General features: G+C 70.5%; 23 protein-coding genes and 2 pseudogenes. 16 read left to right on the forward strand and 9 right to left on the reverse strand.

Annotation, left to right across the window (positions count from 1 at the left end; genetic code table 11):
- Positions 1-32: 32 nt before the first annotated feature.
- Complete coding sequence (locus AB0I76_RS00720) at positions 33-1016, forward strand: lytic polysaccharide monooxygenase (protein ID WP_357027809.1); 984 nt, start codon at positions 33-35, stop codon at positions 1014-1016.
- Positions 1017-1179: 163 nt separating this feature from the next.
- Here the strand turns inward: AB0I76_RS00720 and AB0I76_RS00725 are convergent, their stop codons facing one another.
- The gene (locus AB0I76_RS00725; protein ID WP_357027812.1) at positions 1180-2490 is read right to left on the reverse strand and encodes a hypothetical protein; all 1311 of its coding nucleotides are present in this window, start codon (positions 2488-2490) and stop codon (positions 1180-1182) included.
- Between the two features lie 281 nt (positions 2491-2771).
- Here AB0I76_RS00725 and AB0I76_RS00730 point away from each other — a divergent pair, with 281 nt between their 5' ends.
- From AB0I76_RS00730 to AB0I76_RS00745, 4 genes are all read left to right on the forward strand, one after another.
- The gene (locus tag AB0I76_RS00730; protein WP_357027815.1) at positions 2772-4175 is read left to right on the forward strand and encodes a family 43 glycosylhydrolase; all 1404 of its coding nucleotides are present in this window, start codon (positions 2772-2774) and stop codon (positions 4173-4175) included.
- Between the two features lie 282 nt (positions 4176-4457).
- Positions 4458-4730 carry a GlsB/YeaQ/YmgE family stress response membrane protein gene (locus AB0I76_RS00735; RefSeq protein WP_357027817.1) on the forward strand — a complete coding sequence of 91 codons (273 nt, stop codon included), beginning with the start codon at positions 4458-4460 and terminating at the stop codon, positions 4728-4730.
- Positions 4731-4789: 59 nt separating this feature from the next.
- Positions 4790-4912 (forward strand): hypothetical protein, encoded by a 123-nt coding sequence (locus AB0I76_RS00740; RefSeq protein ID WP_357027820.1) that lies wholly within the window; start codon positions 4790-4792, stop codon positions 4910-4912.
- A 75-nt stretch (positions 4913-4987) separates the two neighbouring features.
- Entirely contained in the window at positions 4988-5161 is a 174-nt protein-coding gene (locus tag AB0I76_RS00745) for a CsbD family protein (RefSeq protein ID WP_357027823.1), read from the forward strand.
- A gap of 113 nt (positions 5162-5274) precedes the next feature.
- Here AB0I76_RS00745 and AB0I76_RS00750 read toward each other — a convergent pair whose 3' ends face one another.
- On the reverse strand, positions 5275-6621 hold the full coding sequence (locus AB0I76_RS00750; protein WP_357027826.1) for an MFS transporter: 1347 nt from the start codon (positions 6619-6621) through the stop codon (positions 5275-5277).
- Between the two features lie 212 nt (positions 6622-6833).
- Between AB0I76_RS00750 and AB0I76_RS00755 the strand changes: the two genes are divergently transcribed.
- The 3 genes from AB0I76_RS00755 (at position 6834) to AB0I76_RS00765 (ending at position 10400) form a co-directional block, all read left to right on the forward strand.
- Positions 6834-7958 (forward strand): HupE/UreJ family protein, encoded by a 1125-nt coding sequence (locus AB0I76_RS00755; protein WP_357027829.1) that lies wholly within the window; start codon positions 6834-6836, stop codon positions 7956-7958.
- A 5-nt stretch (positions 7959-7963) separates the two neighbouring features.
- Positions 7964-8206, forward strand: coding sequence for a cation transporter (locus AB0I76_RS00760; protein ID WP_357027832.1), 243 nt, complete (start codon positions 7964-7966; stop codon positions 8204-8206).
- A 739-nt stretch (positions 8207-8945) separates the two neighbouring features.
- Positions 8946-10400 carry a glucose-6-phosphate dehydrogenase gene (locus AB0I76_RS00765; RefSeq protein WP_357027835.1) on the forward strand — a complete coding sequence of 485 codons (1455 nt, stop codon included), beginning with the start codon at positions 8946-8948 and terminating at the stop codon, positions 10398-10400.
- An 870-nt stretch (positions 10401-11270) separates the two neighbouring features.
- Here AB0I76_RS00765 and AB0I76_RS00770 read toward each other — a convergent pair.
- The 4 genes and pseudogenes from AB0I76_RS00770 to AB0I76_RS00785 all read right to left on the reverse strand — a co-directional run bounded on the left by AB0I76_RS00770 (position 11271) and on the right by AB0I76_RS00785 (position 14260).
- Entirely contained in the window at positions 11271-11918 is a 648-nt protein-coding gene (locus tag AB0I76_RS00770) for a nucleotidyl transferase AbiEii/AbiGii toxin family protein (RefSeq protein ID WP_357027838.1), read from the reverse strand.
- Positions 11919-11920: 2 nt separating this feature from the next.
- Positions 11921-12487: a hypothetical protein gene (locus tag AB0I76_RS00775; protein WP_357027841.1), complete on the reverse strand. Its 567-nt coding sequence runs from the start codon at positions 12485-12487 to the stop codon at positions 11921-11923.
- A gap of 137 nt (positions 12488-12624) precedes the next feature.
- Positions 12625-12937 (reverse strand): annotated as a pseudogene (locus AB0I76_RS00780) (hypothetical protein); the annotation flags it as partial.
- Positions 12938-13048: 111 nt separating this feature from the next.
- On the reverse strand, positions 13049-14260 hold the full coding sequence (locus AB0I76_RS00785; RefSeq protein ID WP_357027844.1) for a low temperature requirement protein A: 1212 nt from the start codon (positions 14258-14260) through the stop codon (positions 13049-13051).
- A gap of 268 nt (positions 14261-14528) precedes the next feature.
- Between AB0I76_RS00785 and AB0I76_RS00790 the strand changes: the two genes are divergently transcribed.
- The 5 genes and pseudogenes from AB0I76_RS00790 to AB0I76_RS00810 all read left to right on the forward strand — a co-directional run bounded on the left by AB0I76_RS00790 (position 14529) and on the right by AB0I76_RS00810 (position 17673).
- Positions 14529-14765, forward strand: a complete 237-nt coding sequence (locus tag AB0I76_RS00790; RefSeq protein WP_357027847.1) for a hypothetical protein — start codon at positions 14529-14531, stop codon at positions 14763-14765.
- A 151-nt stretch (positions 14766-14916) separates the two neighbouring features.
- A complete protein-coding gene (locus tag AB0I76_RS00795) occupies positions 14917-16194 on the forward strand; it encodes a low temperature requirement protein A (RefSeq protein ID WP_357027850.1) in 1278 nt (425 codons plus the stop codon).
- Positions 16195-16288: 94 nt separating this feature from the next.
- On the forward strand, positions 16289-17068 hold the full coding sequence (locus AB0I76_RS00800) for a formate/nitrite transporter family protein (RefSeq protein WP_357027853.1): 780 nt from the start codon (positions 16289-16291) through the stop codon (positions 17066-17068).
- Between the two features lie 9 nt (positions 17069-17077).
- Positions 17078-17425: pseudogene (locus AB0I76_RS00805) on the forward strand (DUF421 domain-containing protein); the annotation flags it as partial.
- A gap of 89 nt (positions 17426-17514) precedes the next feature.
- On the forward strand, positions 17515-17673 hold the full coding sequence (locus tag AB0I76_RS00810; protein ID WP_158242072.1) for a hypothetical protein: 159 nt from the start codon (positions 17515-17517) through the stop codon (positions 17671-17673).
- A gap of 53 nt (positions 17674-17726) precedes the next feature.
- Here the strand turns inward: AB0I76_RS00810 and AB0I76_RS00815 are convergent, their stop codons facing one another.
- Positions 17727-18134 (reverse strand): four-helix bundle copper-binding protein, encoded by a 408-nt coding sequence (locus AB0I76_RS00815; protein ID WP_357027857.1) that lies wholly within the window; start codon positions 18132-18134, stop codon positions 17727-17729.
- 96 nt (positions 18135-18230) lie between these two features.
- A complete protein-coding gene (locus AB0I76_RS00820; RefSeq protein ID WP_357027931.1) occupies positions 18231-18710 on the reverse strand; it encodes an LLM class flavin-dependent oxidoreductase in 480 nt (159 codons plus the stop codon).
- A 34-nt stretch (positions 18711-18744) separates the two neighbouring features.
- Here AB0I76_RS00820 and AB0I76_RS00825 point away from each other — a divergent pair, with 34 nt between their 5' ends.
- Positions 18745-19143 carry a ChaB family protein gene (locus AB0I76_RS00825; protein WP_357027860.1) on the forward strand — a complete coding sequence of 133 codons (399 nt, stop codon included), beginning with the start codon at positions 18745-18747 and terminating at the stop codon, positions 19141-19143.
- 7 nt (positions 19144-19150) lie between these two features.
- Here the strand turns inward: AB0I76_RS00825 and AB0I76_RS00830 are convergent, their stop codons facing one another.
- Entirely contained in the window at positions 19151-19858 is a 708-nt protein-coding gene (locus AB0I76_RS00830) for a GAF and ANTAR domain-containing protein (RefSeq protein ID WP_357027863.1), read from the reverse strand.
- A gap of 317 nt (positions 19859-20175) precedes the next feature.
- Here AB0I76_RS00830 and AB0I76_RS00835 point away from each other — a divergent pair, with 317 nt between their 5' ends.
- Complete coding sequence (locus AB0I76_RS00835; RefSeq protein WP_357027866.1) at positions 20176-20622, forward strand: hypothetical protein; 447 nt, start codon at positions 20176-20178, stop codon at positions 20620-20622.
- Entirely contained in the window at positions 20619-21719 is a 1101-nt protein-coding gene (locus AB0I76_RS00840; protein WP_357027869.1) for an L-dopachrome tautomerase-related protein, read from the forward strand. Before AB0I76_RS00835 ends, AB0I76_RS00840 begins: the two co-directional genes overlap by 4 nt.
- The last annotated feature ends 9 nt before the right edge of the window (positions 21720-21728 follow it).

Raw genomic sequence — 21728 nt, forward strand, 5'->3', positions numbered from 1 at the left:
GCCCGCTCAACTCCGAGGAAGGAACGACACGGATGAAGCGCAAGACGCTGGGTGTGGCCAGTGCTGTGGCCGTACTAGCCGCGGCGGCGTTCACGGTAGTGATGGCACCCCGACCGGCGTACGCCCACGGCGCGATGACCTCGCCGGCCACCCGGACCTGGGCCTGCTACCTGGAGGGGCCGGAGAGCCCGCTGAGCAACGCCTGCCGGGACGCCGTCGCGCAGGGCGGCACCCAGCCGCTCTACGACTGGTACGGCGTCCTGATCGGCAACAACGCCAGCCGCCACCGGGAGTTGATCCCCGACGGCCAGCTCTGCGGTGCGGGCACCGCCAAGTACGCCGCGTACAACGCCGCGCGGGCCGACTGGCCGGCGACCACCCTGAAATCCGGCGCCGACCACCGGTTCACCTACGCCGCCTGGGCGCCACACCCCGGCACCTTCGAGGTGTACGTCACGAAGGACGGCTACGACCCGACCAAGCCCCTCGCATGGTCGGACCTGGAACCCGCACCCTTCTCCACGGCGACCAACCCCTCGATCGTCAACGGCGCGTACCAGTGGGACGCCGTCCTGCCCGCCGACAAGACTGGGCGGCATGTCATCTACTCCATCTGGCAACGCTCGGACAGTCCGGAGGCCTTCTTCAACTGCTCCGACGTGGTCTTCGGCGACGACGGCGGCAGCGGCCCGGGTACCGACGGGAAGTGCGCCACGACGGTGACGGTGGACCAGCGCTGGCCGGGCGGGTTCCAGGCATCGGTGACCGTCCGCAACGACGGGCCCGCGAGCCTGCGGCCGTGGTCGGTCGGCTGGCACATGTACAACGGCGCCGTCATCGGCAGCGGCTGGAACGCCGTGGTCAGCCAGACCGGGCACATGGCCCGGGCCGACGCACCGAGCTGGAACGAGACCCTGGCTCCCGGCTCGTCGGTGACAATCGGCTTCATCGCCTCCGGTGAGCCGGCGGATCCACCGATCGCCACCCCCTTCCTCAACGGCGTGGCCTGCGCGTAGGGGGCCGGCCGCAGGTTCGCGGCGACCCGTCCGGGCACTGAACCAGGTGCCCGGACGGGTCGCCGTCGTCTCAACTTCGAGGTGCCGGCGCGTCCTTGCGCCGTGCTCCGGGGCTTCCGTGGCGGAGCCGGCCGGGTGTCCCGGCTCCGCCACGGACATGCCGTCACCTGCAGCCGGTGACGACAACCTTGTTGCCGGAGGTGTTGGCGCCCTGGAACGTGTTGGCGGAGGTGCTGCGCACCACCGAGCAGTCGCCGCCTTCGACACGGATGGTCTTGTTCTTCACGCCGTCCTTGAACGCGTAGAGCGGCGCCTCGGCCATTCCCGGGTTGACCTTGCGGATGAAACCCGCACCGACGATCTTGATCGTCCGGGTGTCGGCCTTCGTGCCACCGGCCCAGGAGAAGACGCCCTGGTTGTAGCCGTTGGACGAGTTGGAGATGACGGTCAGCCCGTCCAGGATCGCGGTGCCCTGCCCGTAGTCGCCCCAGGCCATCTGGATCGGCGCGCCGTTGCGGTTGTGCACGATCGTGGTGTCCCGGATGGTGAGGTCACCGGTGTAGAGCTTGGCGGAGTCGTCCCAGGTGTCGATGAAGGTGTTCTCGATCAGCGAGTTGTCGCCGCCGCTGAAGCCGTCGGAGTTGTTGCTGCCCAGGTCCCGGTTGTCGATGTACCGCATGCCCGACATGACGACCTGCGCGCTCTTCGCCCACATGTGGTAGAAGCGCGGGTTGACCGAGGTGTAGTTGCGCAGGGTCAGCTTGATCTTCGCTTCGGTCGTCACGCCGGCCCGGGTGTAGTCCTTGGCGTGCGGGCCGTCACCGGTCAACTGGGACGTCTGCTTGTCCCGGCCGGTGATCGTCAACGCCTTCGTGCGGTTGGCGGGGATGAAGAAGTTGCCCTTCAGGGTCACCCCCGCGCCGATCACGATCTCCGTCCAGGAGTCCGGTACGGAGAGCTTGCCGATGGTCTTGTTCGCGGTGAACGTCGCCACCCCGTTGCTGACCGACGGGTTCGCCGCACTCGCGTCGCTCCCGGTCGTCGGCGTCGGAGCCTGCGTCGGCGCCGGCTCGCCGGCCTGCTGACCAACCGTGAACCGTACCGTCTGCTGGGAGGTGCCGCCGGGGCCGATCGCCCGCACCGCCAGCGCGTACGCGCCGTCGGGAGCCGCAGCCGCGCTCCAGCCCGGCACGATCGTGCCGTTGTTGCCCAGGAAGTAGTAGGGCGCCTGCCGTTCGGTCCAGGTCGCCGTGCTCGCGCCCGAAAGCGAGAACTCCACCCGGTCGACGGTGCCGCTGGTGCGCGCCTCGATCCGGGCCGTGCCGCTCAGCGTGGCGCCCTCGGTGACACCGGCGAGCTGAGTGATGCGGGGGGCGTCGTCGGCGGAGGCGGTCGGGGCCACTGCCCACGCCCCACCACCCGCAGCCACTACCAGGCCGGCAATTGCCAGCTGACGCCAGGATCGTCGTGACATCGTCGTGTCTCCTTGGGACTCGTTGGGCTTTCGCTGATCGGCGGTAGCGCCGATCGACAGGGGACACTCCGCGTCGCCGGCCCAGGTTTCGTCGAGGAACGTCGGATGCGGCGCTGCCGTGACGAAACCGTCCACGGCATTGCGGAGTGTTCCCCTTCGTCAGCAGAAAGCCCGTGCCGGTTTGTCGTATCGACGAGGCCGGTGGCCCCAGAAGGAGTTCCGTGGTGCCCAGAAGAAGGAGGCTGCTCACGGCAGTCGTCAGCGCCGTCACAGTGTTCGGGATGGCCGTCGCCGGCATCACCTCCGCCAACGCCGATCAGCAGCACCCGGCAAAGGCCGCAGCAGCCGTCGAGGTGACCTCCGGCAACCCGATCGTGAAGAACATCAGAGGGGCCGATCCGGACGTCCACGTGTGGGACGGCAGGGTGTGGATGTACACCTCCCAGGATCGACCGCCGATCGACTCCTCGACGAACTACTCAGGGATGGACGGCTACCACGTCTTCTCCTCCACCGACATGGTCAACTGGACCGACCACGGCGAGATCCTGCACTCCCGCGACGTCAGCTGGGGTTCGCGCGGCTACATGTGGGCGCCGGGCGCGGCCCGCAAGGGAACGACGAACTTCCTGTTCTACCCGCACAAGGACAGGACCGGGATCTGGCGGATCGGTGTGGCCACCGCGAACAGCCCGGCGGGGCCGTTCACCGACAGCGGCCGTCACATCCCGGACATTTCCGGGATCGACCCGATGGTGCTGCAGGACGGCAGCAACTACTACCTGTACTGGAGCGGCTGGAGGAGCGAGGGCGGGCAAACCAAGCACGTCCCGTACGTCGCCAAACTCAAGAGCACCATGACCGAACTCGCGGAGAGCCCGCGGGCGGTCAGCTACGGCGCGACCAACCACAAGGAGGGCATCTTCGTCTTCAAGAAGGGCACCACCTACTACTTCACCTACACCGACTGGCAGGGCGAGCAGGATCAGGGCTTCTGGGCCACCGGCAGCTCCCCCTACGGGCCGTTCGGCGGCGCCGGCCAGCTCAAGGGAGCGGTCGGGCCACGCCCAGCCGGAGCGCAGGACCACCATTCGATCATCCGGTACGCCGGCAGGTGGTACTACTTCTACCACGTGGGCAACTACACCAACGCCGCCGGTGAGCCCGGCGCCGGATACCGCCGCAACGCCTCCGTGGACTACCTGCATTTCCGGGCCGACGGCGGCCTGAAGAAGGTCGTGCACACCACGACGGGGGTCAACCAGGTGACCTCGCCGGGCGGCGGCACCCCGCCGGGTGCCGCCAGCCGGATCCAGGCCGAGGACCTCACCTCGCAGACGGGCGGCGTCCGCATCGAGACCACCGCCGGTGCCGACGGGCGCAGCATCGGGTACGTCACCGACGGCTCCTCGGTCACCTACGAGGTGGACATCACCACGACCGGGCGCCACCGGGTGACCTTCCGCTACGCATCGGCGGCGGCAGGCGGCCGGATCAGCGTCAAGCAGGGCCGGACGCAGGTCGGTGCCACGACCGCCACCGGCACCGGTGGCTGGACGGCCTGGCGTGCCGCCACCGCCGACGTCGACCTCAAGGCCGGCACGAAGCAGCGTCTCACCCTCACCTTCGAGGGCGACGGCGACTACCTGCTCAACCTGGACCTTTTCGACATCGTCCGGCGCTGACGGCAACGCGCACCAGGTGTTCCGATGCTCGACGCCAGCGGCCACTGAGGGGTCAGATCAGGCATGGCAGCCACCGTTACCCCCGTTGCCGAGCCGGTGAACCTGGTCGCAGGACGGTCCGGCCGATCTCGCACCGTGTAGCCGCTGGCGTCGGTTGACGATCTGTGCTCGATTGCATGACAGGTGTGTGAAGAAGTGCCGGCATGCCATCGGGAGGTTTCGCCGGCGACACCGCGGGGGCACAGTGACCCCCGGCAGACAACCTCTGGAGGGATGGCTCTCGTGGAAGTTACCGGCTTCTTCACCGCGATCATCATCGGTCTGATCATCGGCGCGCTCGGCCGCCTGGTGGTGCCGGGCAAGCAGAACATCCCGATCTGGCTGACCCTGCTCATCGGTGTGGTCGCCGCGATCCTCGGCACGCTCGTCGCCGGTGCTCTCGGCGTGGACGACACCGCCGGGATCGACTGGATCGAGCTGGCCCTTCAGGTGGCCTTCGCCGCGATCGGCGTCGCGGTCGCCGCCGGCGCCTACGGCCGCCGCCGGATCCACTGATCTGAACAGCGGGTGCCCGGCCTGTCCCCTGTGGGACGGGCCGGCGCGTGCTGTCCGGCGTGATACCGGCAGACACCGGCTCCCGGATCCGCCGGGTGCTGCCCACCGCCACGGCGATCTACCTCGAACCCGACATCGACTGGCAGCCCACCCCCACCGGCGCTACCACGCCCGGCACCTGAGCCCTCGGGTGTGGTTCAGGTCCGGTGCCGGAGTACTGACGGCGGCGTAGCGCCACCATCGACGCGGGAGGCTCCATGGGTATCGAGGACAAGATCGGCAACGCCTCCGAAGAGGCCGCCGGCAAGGTCAAGGAAGGCGCCGGCCGGGCGACCGGCGACGAGCGGCTCGAAGCCGAGGGCCGCGGCGACCAGACCAGCGCGAGCGTCAAGCAGGCCGGCGAGAAGATCAAGGACGCCTTCGAGAGCTGACCCGCACCGCGCAGGGCGCGGCAGGGTGAGATGACCGAACGGCCACGACGGCGAACCCCCGTCGTGGCCGTTCCCCATGTCAGCTGGTCCGATGTTCGGGGGGTGCCTGGCGGTTACCGCTCGATCGCCGTCATCGTCCCCACCGGGAGAGCGATGTCGTCCCCGGCTTTGTGGGCCCACCGGGCGGCGGCGACCGCGTAGCCGACCGCGAGGAGGCCGTAGCCGGCCGCGGCGATACCGAGCAGCACCGGTGAGCGCCCGTCGTCCGGGATGAACCGGGACGCGACCACCATGCCGAGCACGTAGGCGAGGTTGAACGTGGTGTCGTTGGCCGCGAACACCCGCCCGCGGAAGGCGTCGGCGCACTCGTGCTGCACCATCGTGTCGACCACGATCTTGATGCCGTGCCCGGCGACGTTGACCACCAGCACGACCACCACCAACAGCAGCGGATCGAACGGCAACCCGAACACCGGCAACGCCACCGCGACCGCCGCGAGCAGCCCGGCCACCCACCGCCACCCGCCGATCCGGCGGGCCACCGCCGGGGTCACCGCCGCCGCCAACAGGACACCGGCCGCGCCCGCGGCGAAGACCAACCCCAACTGCGCCGGTACGCCGTCGAGGTCTTCCCCGGCGAACCGGTTGCGGTAGAGCAGCAGCATCGCCAGCGCCAGCACCCCGAACAACAGCCGGAATCCCGCCTGGGCCCCCATCGCGTACGCGGCACCACGCGCCCGCCCCAGGTGCCGCATCCCGTCGGCCATGCCGCGGACCACCGCCGCCGCCTCCCCGGCGATGCCCGGCCGGTGCGGCAGGGCCTGGTCGGGGCCCAACTCGTCGCGGGCGAAGGAGAACCGGGCCAACGCGGCGGACGCCAGGTAGCCGACCGGCGCGAGCAACGCGATCCCCGCGTAGCCGGCGTCCCCGGCCGGGAAGACGGTCTGCAGCAACAGCAGGGCGCACCCCAGCCCGAGCGAGTACGCCACCGACCCCGCCGTACCGCCGACCGCGTTCGCGGTCACCAGCCGCTGGTCGGGCACCACGTGCGGAGTCGCCGCCGACAGCCCCGACAGCAGCAGCCGGCCCAACCCGATCACCACCAGGGTCGAAACGAAGAACAGCGGCCCTTCCGACCCAAGGAAGATCATCGCGGCGATCGGCAGCACGACACCCGCCCGGACCAGGTTCGTCACCACGGTCACCGTCCGGCGGCTCCACCGGTCCAGCAACACCCCCGCGAACGGCCCCACCAGCGAGTACGGCAGCACCAGCACCGCCGCAGCGAACGCGATCGCCGTCGGGGTGGCCTGCCGGTCGGGGTTGAACAGCACGCTGCCGGCCAGAGCAGCCTGGAACACCCCATCGGTGAACTGCCCACCGAGGCGCACGGCCAGCAGTCGCCGGAACGCCGGCACGGCGAGCAGGGCGCGGAGGTGGTGAGTGCGGCGATGAGCCATGATCCGGCAAGCCTACGGTGGTGAACGACGCCGCCGCCGGGTCACCCGCTGGGCCCCCGACGAGGCCGCCCGGGGCTTGGCCAGGTCTGCGGCGTCACCCGAGTGCCCGGGAACTTTCCGGGCCCCGCCGGCGACTACCAGTTGCCACCCGGAGCGGGCCGGGACGGTCCCGCGCGCCTGCGACAGGGCGGGGATGAGGAGAGGGATCGGCGATGTCAGCGGCAGGCAAGCGGACGGCGACCGTCACCGCCATGGTGATCACGGTGGTGTTGGCGGCGCCCGGCGTCGCGTGGGCGCACGGGGTCGGCGGGTCGAGCGACACGGTCGGTGGGTTCGTGTGGTTGGGAACGAAGCACATGCTCGCCGGCTGGGACCACTTGCTGTTCGTCGGTGGGATCCTGCTGCTGGCCGGGGAGGTGCGGCGGGCGGCGAAGTTGATCTCGCTGTTCGCGCTGGGCCACAGCGTGACCCTGTTCACCGCCACCGTCGCGGACGGGCGCGTCAATCCGGTGCTGGTGGACGTCGTGGTGGCGTTGAGCCTGGTGTTCGTCGGTGTCGTCGGCCTGCGCGGCCGGCCGAAGGACTGGGCGTGGTTCGCCGCCGCCGTGCTCGCCTTCGGTCTCGTGCACGGCCTTGGCCTGGCGACCCGGCTGCAGGAGGTCGGCCTGCCGGCTGGCGGGGAGGTACCTCGGGTGCTGGCGTTCAACGTCGGCGTGGAGATCGGCCAGCTGATCGCGGTGGCGGCGATGTTCATGCTCGGTGACGTGCTGCGGCACTACATTCCGAGGCTGCGCGACGTGCGGCTGTCACACGCCGTGCTCGTCGCCGCCGGCACGGTCGCCGCGGCGGTCCTGGTGATCACGTCCGGCGGTGAGGTGCTGCGCCCGGTCCAGGCGCAGGCCGGAGCGAGCGGAAGCGGCGGGTGTGAGGTCCGCGACCGCACCGAGACGTTCCCGGCCGGCGGCGGCCACCCGGTGAAGGACTTCTTCGAACCGGGCGAGACGGTGCCGGCGACCTCGTTCGGGCACGTGATCAGCGACGGGTACGTCATCGTCACCTACCGGCCCGACCTGCCCGCCGACCAGCTCGCCCAGGTCCGCGCCTTCGTCACCGACCCGACCGCCGGACGGGTCGTCGGCGGCCCCGCACCCGATCAGGCCGAAGCGGTCAAGGCCGTGCACGCCTACCGCACCGCCGCCTGCGACCGCGTCGACGTCGACGTCGACGCCAGTTCACCCGCGCCTGGTTCGACGACCCCCGCTCCCGGCCAGCCGAATAGCAGCCCGCAGGCCTGGCGTTACTCGGGGACACCCTGCACAACGTCGCCGACGCCCTGACCGCGGTGCCGCTGGGCATCGCGTTCCTGCTCGGCCGACGCGCCGCCACCCGCAGCTACACCTTCGGCTACGGCCGCGCCGAGGACCTCGCCGGCATCGTCATCGTCCTGGTCATCGCCGGCTCCGCCGTCGCCGCAGCCTGGACCACCGTCGACCGGCTCCTGCACCCCGCACAGCCACCCCGGCGCCGACCACCACACCGACCTGCCCCACCAACGCCGCAGCAGCGGAGTACCCGTCACCAGTGACCGCCCCTGACGGCGTACGGCAGAGGCCCGCTCATCCGCCCGGGGCAGCGCCTTCAACCTCTTCGCCACAAGCGGAACCCGTGGTTATCCGGTCAGCGGAAGCGAGGTAGAGCGCGCCCGGCGACGCGTCGACGTCCTCTAGGCCCTCATCCGCGACAACAAAACCTTCGCCCGACCAGCAGCGGCGGTCCGCGCCGCAGCCTGAACCAGCCCACCACCCCCGCCGACCCGACCCCGGTCCCGCCGGTCGTCCATCTTGCCCACCATGATCAACCGGAGTCACATGGAGACTCCTAAGACGGTGCCCTATCCGCGTCCGTAGGTCGATCACCTGCGAGTTCTCGGTTTTCGCGTGGTGCGTGCCGGTTGTACCGGGCTGTTGCTGTCGTCGCTGCGGTCCTCGCGATTCCCCGCGCCGGTGTGTCAGTCCACGTCGGTCACGTCAACGTTTCGGTGTCGCGTCTTGCTGCCGGCGATGTCTCGCTGCCGGTAGGTGACGCCGGTCCCAGGAGAGCGAACACCCATGCGTCGCTGCCGATGATGGCGCCGCAGTGACGGATGGTGGGGGTCGACCTTGCGGCCGTTCGTCGATGGTCCGCGATGCCCCGAAGCCCTCCTCTCGAGCGAACCGCCTTGGATGCCGATCTGGTTTCTGCCTTTGCCGGCCTTGATGCGGGAAGGGGGGTGCCTCCGCGCAACGGGCGGATATCCCCCCGACCGGCAGGGCATGGTGGGGTGCATGGAGACATCGCCCCCGAGCGTCGCGGGTTTCGTGGCCGACCGTCCCGCCCCCGGCGACCCCGTACCGCAGACGTTGTTGTTGCTCGGCGCCAGCGGTGACCTGGCCGCACGCCTGCTGCTGCCTGGGCTGGGGCGGCTGGTGGCCAGCGGCGCCCAGCCCGGCCTGCGGCTGATCGGCAGTGGCACCGACGACTGGGACGACGAGCGGTGGCGTCGGCGCGTGGCCGACTCCTTCGCCTTGGTGGGCGCGGACGGGCCGCGGGAGACCGAGGTGGTCCGCGCCGCCCGGTACCTGCCCGCCGACGTGACCGGGGAGGAGGACCTGCGGCGGCTGCTGGCTGCCTGTCACGGCCAAGTGGTGATCTTCTTCGCGCTGCCGCCGGCGATCACTGCGCGGGCCGCCGCCGCGCTGGCTCGCATCGGCCTGCCGCCCGGCACTCGACTGATGCTGGAGAAGCCGTTCGGCACGGACGCGGTGTCGGCGCGGTCGCTCAACGACATCCTGGCCGGGCTCGTGCCGGAGGACCAGGTGCACCGCATCGACCATTTCCTCGGCAAGTCCACCGTCGTGAACATCCTCGGCCTGCGATTCGCCAACCGGATCTTCGAACCGGTGCTCAACTCCGCGCACGTGGCGTGCGTGGACATCGTTTTCGACGAGACCCTGGGCTTGGAGGGCCGCGCCGGCTACTACGACGGCACGGGTGCGCTGGTGGACATGGTGCAGAGCCACCTCCTGCAGGTTCTCGCGCTGATGGCGATGGACGCGCCGCCCACCCTTGACGCCCGGGACCTGCGTGGTCGCAAGGCGCAGGTGCTGCGGGCCACCCGCGTATGGGACGACGACCCGGTGCGGTGGAGCAGACGGGCCCGGTACACGGCCGGGGAGGTGGACGGTCGGCGGTTGCCCGGGTACGCCGACGAGCCCGGCATCGATCCGGCCCGGGGAACCGAGACGCTCGCCGAGGTGGTGCTGGCCGTGGACACCTGGCGGTGGGCGGGAGTGCCGTTCCGGCTGCGCTCCGGCAAGGCCCTGGCGGGCACCCGCAAGGAAGCCATCGTCACCTTCAAGCAGCCGCCCCGGGTGCCCACCGGGCTCACCGGGTACGAGCAGCCCGACCGGCTGCGGATCGGCTTCGGCCCGGATCGGCTGGGCCTCGACGTCAACGTCAACGGCCCGGGCAACCCGCTGGAACTCGATCAGGTGCACCTGATGGCCGACTTCGGCCCCGGCGAGCTGCCGCCGTACGGAGAGGTGCTCCGAGGCGCCTTCGAGGGCGACCCCACCCTGTCGGTGCGAGGCGACACCGCCGAGGACTGCTGGCGCATCGTGGAGCCGGTGCTGGAGGCCTGGCGGGCGGGGGCGGTGCCCTTGCAGGAGTACCCGGCGGGCAGTCCAGGGCCGAAGGACTTCCTCCTGACGCCCGCGCCCGGTGAGATGCGTCGTCACTGATTACGGCCCCGACCGCCGATGCGTTCGGACGCGCTGAAGGGCGACCCCCACACCGCGCGGGGTCGCCCTTCAACGGCGCCGGCGTTCCGGTCTGGCCGGCACGCGCCGTGACTGCCTGCGGAGTCCGGCCGTATCGCCCACATGGCAGCCGCGTTCGCCGGAGAGAACAAGACCGACGCCGCGAGGCGGTGGTCATCGCCCAGACCATCCGCATGCGCCCCGACAACCCGATCCTGGAACCCTCCGACCGACTCCTCGCCGAACTGACCGTGCTGACCGGCTACCGCGGGCTTGGCGCCTGTTTCCCGCGATTCCGGAGGGGTTTCCGGTAACGATCGGCAGCCCGCCGCTACCACCGCAGGCTGCGCCACAGTTTGTGGATGGTCGCGTTCACCGCCGTCAGGGAATGCGCCACCTCCCGCGCCTACTACGAGAAGAAACGCGCCGAAGGCAAACACCACCGCCAAGCCGTGCTCGCCCTCGCCCGCCGACGCGACCCCGCTCCCGCCGGCCGCCCCACCCTGCCCATCAAGATCAACCGGAGTCGCATGGAGACTCGGGGTGTGGTCCTAGGCTGGGAGAACGGGGGTGCGGATGGCGTGGGTGAATGTGGGCCACTCCCTGCCACCCCAGGTGAACCCCAGGTCGCTAGACTAGGCCCTCGCGCCCTCGTAGCTCAGGGGATAGAGCATCGGTTTCCTAAGACGACGCTCCGTCGGTGTCCGCAGGCTAATGACCTGGGGCTTTCCTATCGTCCCCCGTTGCGTGCCGGTCGCTTTGCGGGCTCGCTGCGATCGCTTGCCGAAGATCAGCTGGAACGTTGCGGGTCCTGCGGGTGCAGGCCCAACGTTGCCGCGAGTCGGGGCCGAGTCATCCTTCCTCGTCGTCGAGCAGTTCGCGGCGCCACTGGGCGAATCGGCCTCGGAGATTGTCCAGCGCTGGGCCGGCGACGCCGTACTGAGCGAAGTCATCGGGATCGAGCTGGGCGGCTTGTCCGAGGGCGTCGGCGAAGATGCGCGGGTCGAAGCCACGGTCGGCGCGCTGCGCGAGGGCGAGCAGGGCGTCGCGGGTGTAGCGGCCGGATCGAAGGGTGGCATCGATGTCGATGAAGTCCCGGGCGAACGCTCGCCCGTAGAGGGCGCTCATCTTGTTCGCGACCGCGTCGTCGGGATGGAGGACTGGTCCGATCGCCATGAGGATCGGTTCGTTGGCGCGCCAGTCCACGCCGAGTTCGACCTTGGACACCCGCACGCCGTCGGTGACGGCCAGCCGGGCGAAGGTGTCGTACTGGCGCTCGGTCTCGACGGTCAGGCCGTCGTCCCGGTAGGCGTGCACGACGGCGGCGACCGCGGCGGTGAACTCGTCGCGGCGGTCCCAGGCGGTGAACAGGTCGACGTCCTCGCTGGGTCGCTCGACGAGCCCGGCGGCTTGAACCGCGTAGCCGCCGGCCAGCGCGAAGCCGTATCGATCGGCGGCCCCGAGCCCGGTACGGGCGAGGCGTTCGTGGAAGGGGTCCACCGTTATGCCGCGTTGCTGCGGGTCGCGGCGAGTTCGGGGAAGGCGTCCTCCCAGCGCTGGCGGAGCTGGGGTGGTAGCCAGAGGGTGGGCCAGAGCCGCCGGAGGACGTCGGCGTCGAGCCAGGCATTGAGGTCCTCGGCCGTGCTGGCTTCGGTGAGCACCACCTTGTACATGCTGGCCAGGCGTGCGGTGCGGTTCAGGTCGTACTCGGCGTGCCCGGACCAGTCGAGGTGACGCGGAAGCGTCACCGTGCCGTCGGTCGGGCCGTGCAGTGCGGCGAGGGTCTCGGCCACCACATAGGGCTTCCGGTCGCCGTAGGTCCGGTAGTCCGCCGGCGGCTGGGGTGATGTCCTGCGCCGGCTGATGTTGGTCGCCCGCCGGACTTCCGGTCGTAGTGCCTGCCGGATCGTCTCTCGGCTGTAACCGGTGACCCGCTGCAGATCCACCGGCCGCCACCCGGCGGCGTGAAACGCCCGCAGCTGCTCGTCCCGCTCGGTCAACGCGGCCGCCCGTGTCGCCTCGTACCGCGAGACAACCGCCTGCAACTCATCCTCGGAGAACCGGCCCATGGCCGTTAGCCTACCAGGCTGGGCCCAGCATGCTTGGCTTCTCCCATCCTCTTGGCCGGCCCGGTAGTGCTGCAATTCCGAGCCTCGACGTAAGCGGCCGCCCCGTATGATTCGGGCCGCGTAGTTGGCGCGGGTCACAGGTACCCGCCAGGACGGGGATCCTCGTCGACGGCAGCCTTGATGCCCACCAGGAACTCCAGAGCGCGCTTGATCTCATCAGACCAGGAGTTCGGAGGAGTCCACGAACCCGACGGGATCGGCGACCGCCACCGCCCGGTCCTGGGCCCGATCAAGATCGCGGCGCTCGGCTAGACGGTCGCCGGCAACGAGGTGGACCAGGTTGTTCGTGCCTGCATCGCGTACTCCGTTGACCAAGACGACGCGGGTGTCCGCCAGATCGGCGTTGACCTGCGCGGCGGCGCGGCGGGGGATCAGGTGTGAGGTGGACACGGCGCCATGATGGCGGATGTATTTTCGATCTGCGAGGGTCTTGGCTTCCGGGTGGCCGCTTGCCGTTCCTCCGGGCAAGCGGAGGGACTGATCGGGCCGCGACGACGGCGTTCAGTGCGCCGGTGAAGGTTTTTCGGGCGGGCGCCCGGTGGCGTGCCGAGCGTCGGCGACAGCGACCCCGAGCAGCACGAACGCGGCCGTGACGGCAGCGGCCAGGGGTGGGGTGCGGTGCAGCGGTACGGCGGCGGTCGCCAGTGCGGCGATGGCGACGACGCGGCGGATGGACAGCCGGTCGAACACGACCCGTTCCAGGCGGATGCGGCCGTAGAGGAAGAGTGCGGGACCGCCGAGGATCACGGCGAGCCAGACGGGCTCGGGTCGGCCGGTGGGGTGTTCGAGCATGATCTCGTAGCCGACCGCGGTGGTGACGATGCCGATCACCATGACGACGTGGGCGATACCGGTGGCGCGGCCGGCGGCCAGCCGATCTCCGGCGGCGGCGACCGCCTCGGCGAGGACCTGGCCGGAGCGGTAGAAGTAGATCCGCCAGAGCAGCACCGTCGACAGGTACGCCACCACCAGCGCCGCCCAGGTGGCCGCGGTGTTCGGCAGGTCGGTGAAGGTGAGGCCCACGGCCAGGACGGTCTCGCCAAGGGCGATCATCAGCAACTGTTGGTAGCGCTCGGGCAGGTGGTGGCCGCTGTCCATCGCCCACGCGCTGACCGGCGGTCGGGCCCGGCCGAGAACCGGCCAGCGTAGTTGCGCGGCGACGATGTCCACCGTCACGGCGATCGCCCACAGGGCGGCGCGGGCGTCGCCGCTCACGAGCGTGCCGGCCACCCAGATTGCCGCCCCGACCGCACACCACGGCAGCGACCGGGCGTAGAGGTCGCGCAGGGCGTGCCCGCGCACGCTGGGCAGCAGGATCAGCGGCCGGACGCAGAGCAGGATCACGTACGGCAGCGCGAACGACCAGCCCTCGTCGGTGAACGCGTGCGGTAGGGACGAGGCCATGACCAGCAGACCGAACGCGCTGGCGAGCACGATCCACTGGACCTTGCGGCGGCGGGGGTCGAACCAGCTGGTGATGTGCGCGGTGGTGATCCACAGCCAGAGCAGCGGCAGGGACAACACCAGCAGGTAAGCCAGTGACCGCCACTGCACCACCGGGTCCTCTGCGGTGGCGTCCCGCACCACCCTGTTGACCACTCCGGAGAGAGCGAAGACCAGCACCAGGTCGACGAAGAGCTCCAAGAAGTTGGCCTGCCGGACGTCCTCCCGTCGTTGCAGCAGGTCCCGCCCGTCGCCTCGTGGGAGCCCCATGGCACCCATGCTCACCCCCGCAGCACCTTCCTGACCTGCGGTTGGAAGCCCTCCACTCGGAGGACACCGCCCATGCGCCCTCCGGTGGCGACCGCAGCGGGAGCCGACCGGCCGCGAGCGGGGTGAAGGGGCGGTACGGAGATGCTCGGGTGCGGCGGTGGGTTGAGCAGCCTGAGATCGAGGAGGTCATCGAGACGGCGCGGTGGCGGTGTGCCCGGAGCGACCCGGGGTAGCGGAAGAAGAGGTGGCGGATGCTCAGGAGGACGAGATGACCGAGCCCAGGTACGTTCCGATCGGGTTGGTTGCCGCCGGGCGGTTGACCGAGGACGACGGCGATGGTGCCGCCTCCGGCGGGGAGGTCGTCGGCGCGGACGACGCGGCGGCGGATGCCGCCCGGGCCGGTGCCGACGTGGACCTGTCCGGAGCCATCCGCGACGGCGACGGCACCCCGGTCGGGACGGCCGGCACCGAGGCCGACCGCGACCGTGCCGCCCGTGACGGGTGACCCGAGGAGCCGTCAGCCGCCCCGCCTGCCGTCGCTCGGACGGCGGGCGGTTTCGGTTCCGGGCGCGTCGGCTGCCACTCGCGGTTCCCGCCGCGGGGAAGCGTTTCAACTTTTCGCCGTGCTGCGGCCTGTCGGGCTGAAGACTGGGTCGGTGACTGAGGGTGCGGCCGGTGATCGGCGAAACCAGGAGCCGCCTGTCGAAGAGGCGATGCGGGCGGGCAGCCGCGCGGGAGAGAAGCGCCGGGCTGACTTCGTCGAGTTGTTCTTCGATCTGGTGCTGGTCTTCGCCCTGTCGGTGGTCGTCTCACGGGTTGTGCCAGACCTGACCTCCGACATGTTGACCACGCGGTGGGTGGGGTTGCTCTACGGTCTGGTGCTGGTCCTACCGATCCTGTGGCTTTGGACGACCACCTCCCACATCACGAGCCGGTTCGACGCGCGGCGGCGACCGGTCCAGGCGATGGTGCTGCTCACCGCGTTCGGCGTGATCTTCATGGCATCGTCGTTGCCGTACGCGTTCCGGGAGCGCGGCTGGGCGTACGCCGTGCCGTACGTGGTTCTTCAGGTGGGTAGGCCGCTGGTGGCCATCCGGCTCGGGCGGGATGCTGCGCTACAGGCCCTCTATCTCCGGTCGGCGATCTGGTTCGGCGTGTCGGCGCTGCCGTGGCTGGCCGGCGTCCTGGTCCAGGACGCGGCCCGGGTGGCCCTGTGGTCGCTGGCCATCACGATCGACCTCGTGTCGGCCCGCCTCTCCTGGCCGGTGCCCGGCATGAGCCGGGAACTGGACGACGCCTGGGACCCCGCCAACACCCACCACCTCGCCGACCGGTACGAGCAGCTGCTGCTGATCGCGCTCGGCGAGAGCGTGCTGGCGCTGGGGTTCACCTACACCGACACACCGTTGTCGCTGGCCACGACGCTGGCCCTTGTCATCGGCTTCGCCACCTCGGTGCTCCTGTGGAGGATCTACTACTACCGTGCGGGGCAGGTGCTCCCCGAAGCCATCGAGGCCGCGGAGGACCGGGTTCGAGAGGGGCGAATCGCCGGACGCTCCCACACGATCATGGTGTTGGGTATCGTGCTCGTGGCGATCGGATACGAGATCGTCGTGACCCACCCGGTCGACCACGTGCGACCAGTCTGGCTCGCCGCCATCCTCGGCGGGCCGATCGTCTATGTCGTCGGCCGCATCGGGTTGGAACGTGTGGTCTTCAACCGGCTCTCCCGGCGCCGGCTCATCGGAATCGCCGCTTTGGCCGCCGCGGTACTGCCACTGGCCTTCACCACACCGTTGATCGCCGCGGGCGCAGCCCTCGCCATCCTTCTCGGCATGGCCCTGGCCGACGCCCGACACGCCCGCGGCCGACAACCAGAGCTCCCGTCGCCACCCCGCGGCCGAACTGGGTCCGACCCTGCCCCGCCGCAGTGACACCGGCTGACCCGGTGCTGCCCGCCGGCCGTACCAACCGGCACCCGCTTCTGACGGCGCGGTTCGCTGCTCCTTGTCCGGGTATTCGGGGCGCATGGCAGGAGAGCCGCGTCCTGAGGACGTCTACGACCGCGCCCGGGGTGAGGGTGAGCGTCGTCTGTCGATGAGTACGTTGGAGCAGGCGTCCACCGGTTTCATCGCCGGGGTCACCATCGTGTTCGGCATCGTGGCTCTCGGTGTGGCCCGCGAGTTGGTCGCGCCGGACTACGCCTCCGGTGTGGGTCAACTGATCGGGGCGCTCGCGTTCGGTATCGGTCTGGTCTTCGTGGTGGTCGGCCGCACGGAGCTGTTCACCGAGAACTTCTTCGACCCGGTGGCGGCGGCGATCGCCCGCCGCCGTGCCTCGGCTGTCGGACAGTTGGCGCGGTTGTGGTTCCTGGTGCTGCTGCTCAACTTCGTCGGTGGCGCGGTGATGGCCGCGGTGTTCGCCGTGCGCGGGACCCTACCCGGCCGTGCGCACGAGACGCTGGTCCTGGTCGCCGAGGAGATCGCCGCCAAGGACGGATTGGCCACGTTCACCCGGGGCATCGCGGCCGGCACGCTGCTCACGCTGCTGTCGTACCTGCTGCACGCGGTCGGTTCGGCGGGGAGCCGGATCGCCCTGGCGTACGTGGTCGGGTTCTTCCTGGCCCTCGGCCCGTTCGACCACGTCGTGGTCTCCGGCCTGCACCTGCTGTTCGGTATCTGGCTCGGCGCCCACGTGAGCTACGCCGACCTGGGCCTGAACGTCCTCCTCGCGGGCGCCGGCAATCTGCTGGGTGGTCTACTGCTCATGACGCTGACGCACGCGGTGCAGGTCCGTGGCGCCCGTTGAACGCCCACCGACGCCGCGCAGAATGCGATGGCCGACGACTACACCTCGATCGCCGACGGGGTGCTGCTGGTCGGAGTGATCATCGGCTGGGCGTACCTGCTCGACGTGCTGGGCTACCGCTGGCCCGCCGCCACCCGCATCATCCACCCGGGGTCCCTGGTACTGGTGCGCGACGACCGCATGCTGCGCCGCAACATGCGCCGTGAGTTGATCACCGAGGACGAGCTGTACAGCCCAGCTCCGCCAGCAGGGCGTCGAGCGCCTGGACGACGTCAAGGTGTGAGGATGGAGTCCGAGGGCCGCTTCGGCGTCATCCCCCGCAATGCCGACAACAACCTGGGACCCGGCGCCCGCTGAGCCCGTTTGCCTCCACTGCCGCACGGGAACGCGGCGGACGACAGCGGCGCGCGGAAACGCGGCGCCATCGCACCCACGGGGAGGTCGACATGGGTGACCGGGAAAAACTGCACGATCTGCGTCAGCAGGCCCACGACGCGGGCATCGAGGGCAACTCCAAGATGACCGAGGAGCAGCTCCGCGAAGCGCTGCGCAAGGTCGGCAAGGGCGAGCAGCCCCAGATGGCCAAACACGAGGCCAAGCGGTGACGAAGCGGGCGGTGCCGGCACCTCTCGGGGCGCCGGCACCGCCCGCCTGCCTCTCAGCTGATGGTGGCCAGCAGGTCGCGGCAGGCCCGCTCGCAGGCACGGCACGCCTCGGCGCAGACCCGGCAGTGTTCGTGCTTGTCGGCGTGGCTCGTGCACTCGTCGCCGCAGGACTTGCAGGCGGTGGCGCACGCCTGCAGCAGTGTGCGGCTGATGTTGGCGTCGTAGCCGGTGTGTCGGGACAGCACCCGGGCGGTGGTGGCGCAGATGTCGGCGCAGTCCAGGTTCGTCCGGACGCACTTGGTCAGTTCGGCGACCATGTCCTCGCTGAGGCAGGCGTCGGCGCAGGCGGTGCACGCCTGGGCGCAGTCGTTGAGCGCGTCGATCGCCGCCGCGAGCTTCGCCCGGTCCAGGTTGATCGATTTCGGGTACGTCTCCAGCATGGGCATCGTGGTGCTCGGCATCAGGAAGTCCCCTCTCTCTGTGAGTCTTTCTACCTACCGTCGACTTCCTGCCCGGTCCGCCGGGCGGTACGCACGGCGGGCCCGGCCGATCCGGCGTCAGCCGAGGGTGCGGAGGCGGTCGGCGAGGGTGTCGCGGTAGAAGTCGAGGAATCCGTCGGGGTCGGGGCCGGCGTTCTGCAGCACCCGGCGGCTGGTCGGGCAGGTCGAACACTGGGCGTCCTCAAGGTGGAGGTGCTTGCCCTCGTACGACTGGTAGCCGCCCTGCCAGAGCAACCTGATGATCTCCAGTGCCTCGCGGAGTCGTTCGTGTCGGCCTCGCACGCTCGCGAAGCCCTGGCCGACGACGTGTTCGTTGAGCCGCTCGCCGGCGCCCACGCCGAGGGTGAACCGGCCGTCGGAGATGATCGCGAGGGTGGCCGCGGTCTGCGCGATCATCGCCGGGTGGTAGCGGACCGTCGGGCAGGTCACCCCGGTGACCAGGCCGACCCGCTCGGTCCGGGCGGCGATGGCCCCGAAGACCGTCCAGGTGAACGACGAGTGGCCGCGGCGGTGTTTGGGCGGTGGCCACGGGGGCAGGGGTCATCGACGAGGAGCTACGAGAGGAGTGACGATGCCGGCACGAAAGGACATGCCCAGCACCCTGAAGCGGTCGCCGAAGAAGGCACAGGACACCTACGCGGAGGCGCACGACTCGGCGGTCGACTCGTACGGTGAGGGCGAGCGCGCCCACCGGACGGCGTTCGCGGCCGTCAAGCACTCCTTCGAGAAGGTGGGCGACCACTGGGAGCCGAAGGGCAGCAAGGGACCGAGTGACAAGAAGGCCGCCGGCGGCCGCGGCTCGTCGGGCCGGACGGCCGGTGGGGTCGACGCCAACGCCAGCAAGGAACACCTGATGGACGTGGCGAAGAAGCTCGACGTCCGTGGCCGGTCCCGGATGAACAAGGCGGACCTCGTCGAGGCCATCCGCAAGGCCAACAACGGCAGCACCCGCGAGGCCCGCGAAAAGTAGACGCGGGTCAGCGTTCTCCGGCTGCCCGGTCGACGAGGGCCTGGGCCACGTCCCGGAGCTTGCGGTTGGAGTCCTGCGACACCTTCGCCAGGACCGTGAACGCCTCGCCGGGAGTGCAGCGGCGTTCGGCCATGATGATGCCCTTGGCCTGCTCGATGACCGCGCGGCTGGCCATCGCCTCCTGCATCTGCTGGGCCAGGGTGGCGGTGCTGTCGTAGAGGTGCGCGTTCGCGAGGGCGACCGCGGCGTACGCGGCGAAGGTCTCCAGCACGGTGACGGTGTCGTCGTCGAAGGCGTGCGGGGTGCGGGCATAGACGTTGAGCGCGCCGACGACCGCGTCCTGGATGGGCAGGCCGATCGACACCGAGCTGCCCACCCCCGCCTTCACTCCGCGTTCGGCCCAGTCCGGCCACCGGTCCTCGGCGGTGAGGTCGGGTACGGGCAGGATGTCGCCGGTGGTGGCGGCGTCCAGGCACGGTCCGCGTCCCTGGGCGTACTGCCGCTCGTCCATGTCGCGGGCCAGGTCGTCGGTGAACGCCGCGGTGTGCCCGGTACCGTTGCGGACCAGCGTGACCGACACCTCCACCGGTGTGTCCAGGGCGCGTTTGGCCAGCTCGGCGACGCGTTGCAAAACGTCGTCGAGGCCGGTCTCGCCGAGCTTGATGCGGCCGAGTTCGGCGAAGGCGTCGGCGGGGTCCGTCGGCAGGGTGGCCATGGCACAAGTCCTCACAGGCGGCACGCCGGCAGAACCAGAAGAGTGGGCGTGCGATGGCAGCCCGCGCGTCGCGGACCGCTGCACGAACCCACCGGAGGATGGAGCCGGGACCAACGCCGCTGCTCGACGCCGATTCGTCACACCCGATACGGCGGATGTGAACTACAGACCCGCCACGATACCCCCACTTCCGTCGAATGCCACGGCAGCAGCATGGTGTGGAGGCGCACTGCCTCAGGTGCCCTGTTTCGACCCGGTCGCGCCGACCGGTGCGCTCGACCGGGTGTCATCGGCGGGCCGGCGGGTAGCAGGCGAGGATGACGCCGACCAGCAGAGCTCTCATCGCCGGCGCGGCCGGCGCGTCCGCATTGAACGCCGTCACCTACCTCGACATGGCGGTACGGGCCCGACCGGCCAGCAGCGCCGGGGAGGACAGCGCCGCCCGCCTGGCCGACCTCGCCCACGTCGACCTCGGCGTCCAGCAGACGGGTGAGAACCGGAAGTCCGGGCTCGGCCCGTTGCTCGGCTACGCCACCTCGGTGGCCGCGGCCGGTGTGTACGCGGCGGCGGGAGGCCGCCGGCTGCCCACCGCCGTGTCGGCGCTGGCGCTGACCGGCCTGGCGATGATCGCCTCCAACGCCCCGATGACCGCCCTGAAGGTCACCGACCCCCGCTCGTGGTCGGCTGCGGACTGGGTCACCGACCTCGTCCCGCACCTGGCCTACGGCGCGGTCACCGCCGTCGCCCTGAAGGCCCTGCGGTGACCGGCCCGGTAACCGACGAGTCGGTCGGCGACCTGGTGGTCGTGCACACCTTCACCGGGCCGATGCCGACCGGCGTGAGCGTGTCCCACACGGGCCGGATCTTCGTCAACTTCCCCAAGTGGGGCGACGACGTGCCCGCCACGGTGGTCGAGCTGCGCGACGGCACCGAGGTGCCCTTCCCGGACCAGGAGTGGAACAGCCCGTCGGCCGACGACGACGCGCAGGCGTTCGTGTCGGTGCAGAGCATCGTGGTCGACCCGGCCGACCGGCTGTGGGTGCTCGACACCGGCAGCCCGATGTTCCAGCCGACGAAGCCGGGCGGGCCGAAACTCGTCCGGGTCGACCTGGACACCGACACCGTCGCCCAGGTGGTCACCTTCCCGGCCGACGTGGCGCTGCCCAGCACCTACCTCAACGACGTGCGCTTCGACCTACGGCGCGGCGAGGCCGGCGTCGCCTACATCACCGACTCCTCCGACTCCGGTCCGAACGGGGTCATCGTGGTCGACCTGGCCAGCGGGGAGTCGTGGCGGCGGCTGCACGAGCACCGGTCGACGAAGGCGGAGCCGCTGGAGACGTTCCGGCCGGTGGTCGAGGGCCGGCCGTTCCTGCAACGCCCCGCCGACGGCGACCCGAAACCGGTGGCCATGGGTTGCGACGGCATCGCCATCGCCGCCGACGGCTCCCGCCTCTACTACTGCCCGTTGGCGTCGCGTCGTTGGTACAGCGTAGCCACCGACGCCCTGGCCGACCGCGCGCTCGGCGACGACGAGGTCGCCGCGACGGTACGCGACGAGGGCGACAAGGGCGGCGGCTCCGACGGCCTGGAGACCGACGACGCCGGCCGGCTCTACCTCACCTCCTACGAGCACGACGCGGTGCTGCGCCGCCGCACCGACGGCGAGTACGAGACCGTCGTCCACGACCCGCGACTGCTGTGGCCCGACACCATGTCCGTGGCCGCCGACGGCCACCTCTACGTCACCGCCAACCAACTGCACCGCCAGGCCACGTACCAGCGCGGACAGGACCTGCGGCGCAAGCCGTACGTCCTGTTCCGCACCCGGATCGACGCGGGCCCGGTCCTGCTGCGCTGACCGGTCTCT

The organism is Micromonospora sp. NPDC049799 (assembly GCF_040656655.1).
Taxonomy (GTDB): Bacteria; Actinomycetota; Actinomycetes; order Mycobacteriales; family Micromonosporaceae; genus Micromonospora.

Excerpts from the sequence above, each read along its gene's own strand:
- AB0I76_RS00725 (WP_357027812.1), bottom strand. The coding sequence starts at position 2,490 with ATGTCACGACGATCCTGGCGTCAGCTGGCAATTGCCGGCCTGGTAGTG.
- AB0I76_RS00745 (WP_357027823.1), top strand. The coding sequence starts at position 4,988 with ATGGGTATCGAGGACAAGATCGGCAACGCCTCCGAAGAGGCCGCCGGC.
- AB0I76_RS00775 (WP_357027841.1), bottom strand. The coding sequence starts at position 12,487 with ATGGGCCGGTTCTCCGAGGATGAGTTGCAGGCGGTTGTCTCGCGGTAC.
- AB0I76_RS00830 (WP_357027863.1), bottom strand. The coding sequence starts at position 19,858 with ATGGCCACCCTGCCGACGGACCCCGCCGACGCCTTCGCCGAACTCGGC.
- AB0I76_RS00815 (WP_357027857.1), bottom strand. The coding sequence starts at position 18,134 with ATGCCGAGCACCACGATGCCCATGCTGGAGACGTACCCGAAATCGATC.
- AB0I76_RS00800 (WP_357027853.1), top strand. The coding sequence starts at position 16,289 with ATGGCAGGAGAGCCGCGTCCTGAGGACGTCTACGACCGCGCCCGGGGT.
- AB0I76_RS00810 (WP_158242072.1), top strand. The coding sequence starts at position 17,515 with ATGGGTGACCGGGAAAAACTGCACGATCTGCGTCAGCAGGCCCACGAC.
- AB0I76_RS00825 (WP_357027860.1), top strand. The coding sequence starts at position 18,745 with ATGCCGGCACGAAAGGACATGCCCAGCACCCTGAAGCGGTCGCCGAAG.
- AB0I76_RS00730 (WP_357027815.1), top strand. The coding sequence starts at position 2,772 with ATGGCCGTCGCCGGCATCACCTCCGCCAACGCCGATCAGCAGCACCCG.
- AB0I76_RS00750 (WP_357027826.1), bottom strand. The coding sequence starts at position 6,621 with ATGGCTCATCGCCGCACTCACCACCTCCGCGCCCTGCTCGCCGTGCCG.
- AB0I76_RS00720 (WP_357027809.1), top strand. The coding sequence starts at position 33 with ATGAAGCGCAAGACGCTGGGTGTGGCCAGTGCTGTGGCCGTACTAGCC.
- AB0I76_RS00790 (WP_357027847.1), top strand. The coding sequence starts at position 14,529 with ATGACCGAGCCCAGGTACGTTCCGATCGGGTTGGTTGCCGCCGGGCGG.
- AB0I76_RS00755 (WP_357027829.1), top strand. The coding sequence starts at position 6,834 with ATGTCAGCGGCAGGCAAGCGGACGGCGACCGTCACCGCCATGGTGATC.
- AB0I76_RS00765 (WP_357027835.1), top strand. The coding sequence starts at position 8,946 with ATGGAGACATCGCCCCCGAGCGTCGCGGGTTTCGTGGCCGACCGTCCC.
- AB0I76_RS00835 (WP_357027866.1), top strand. The coding sequence starts at position 20,176 with ATGACGCCGACCAGCAGAGCTCTCATCGCCGGCGCGGCCGGCGCGTCC.
- AB0I76_RS00785 (WP_357027844.1), bottom strand. The coding sequence starts at position 14,260 with ATGGGGCTCCCACGAGGCGACGGGCGGGACCTGCTGCAACGACGGGAG.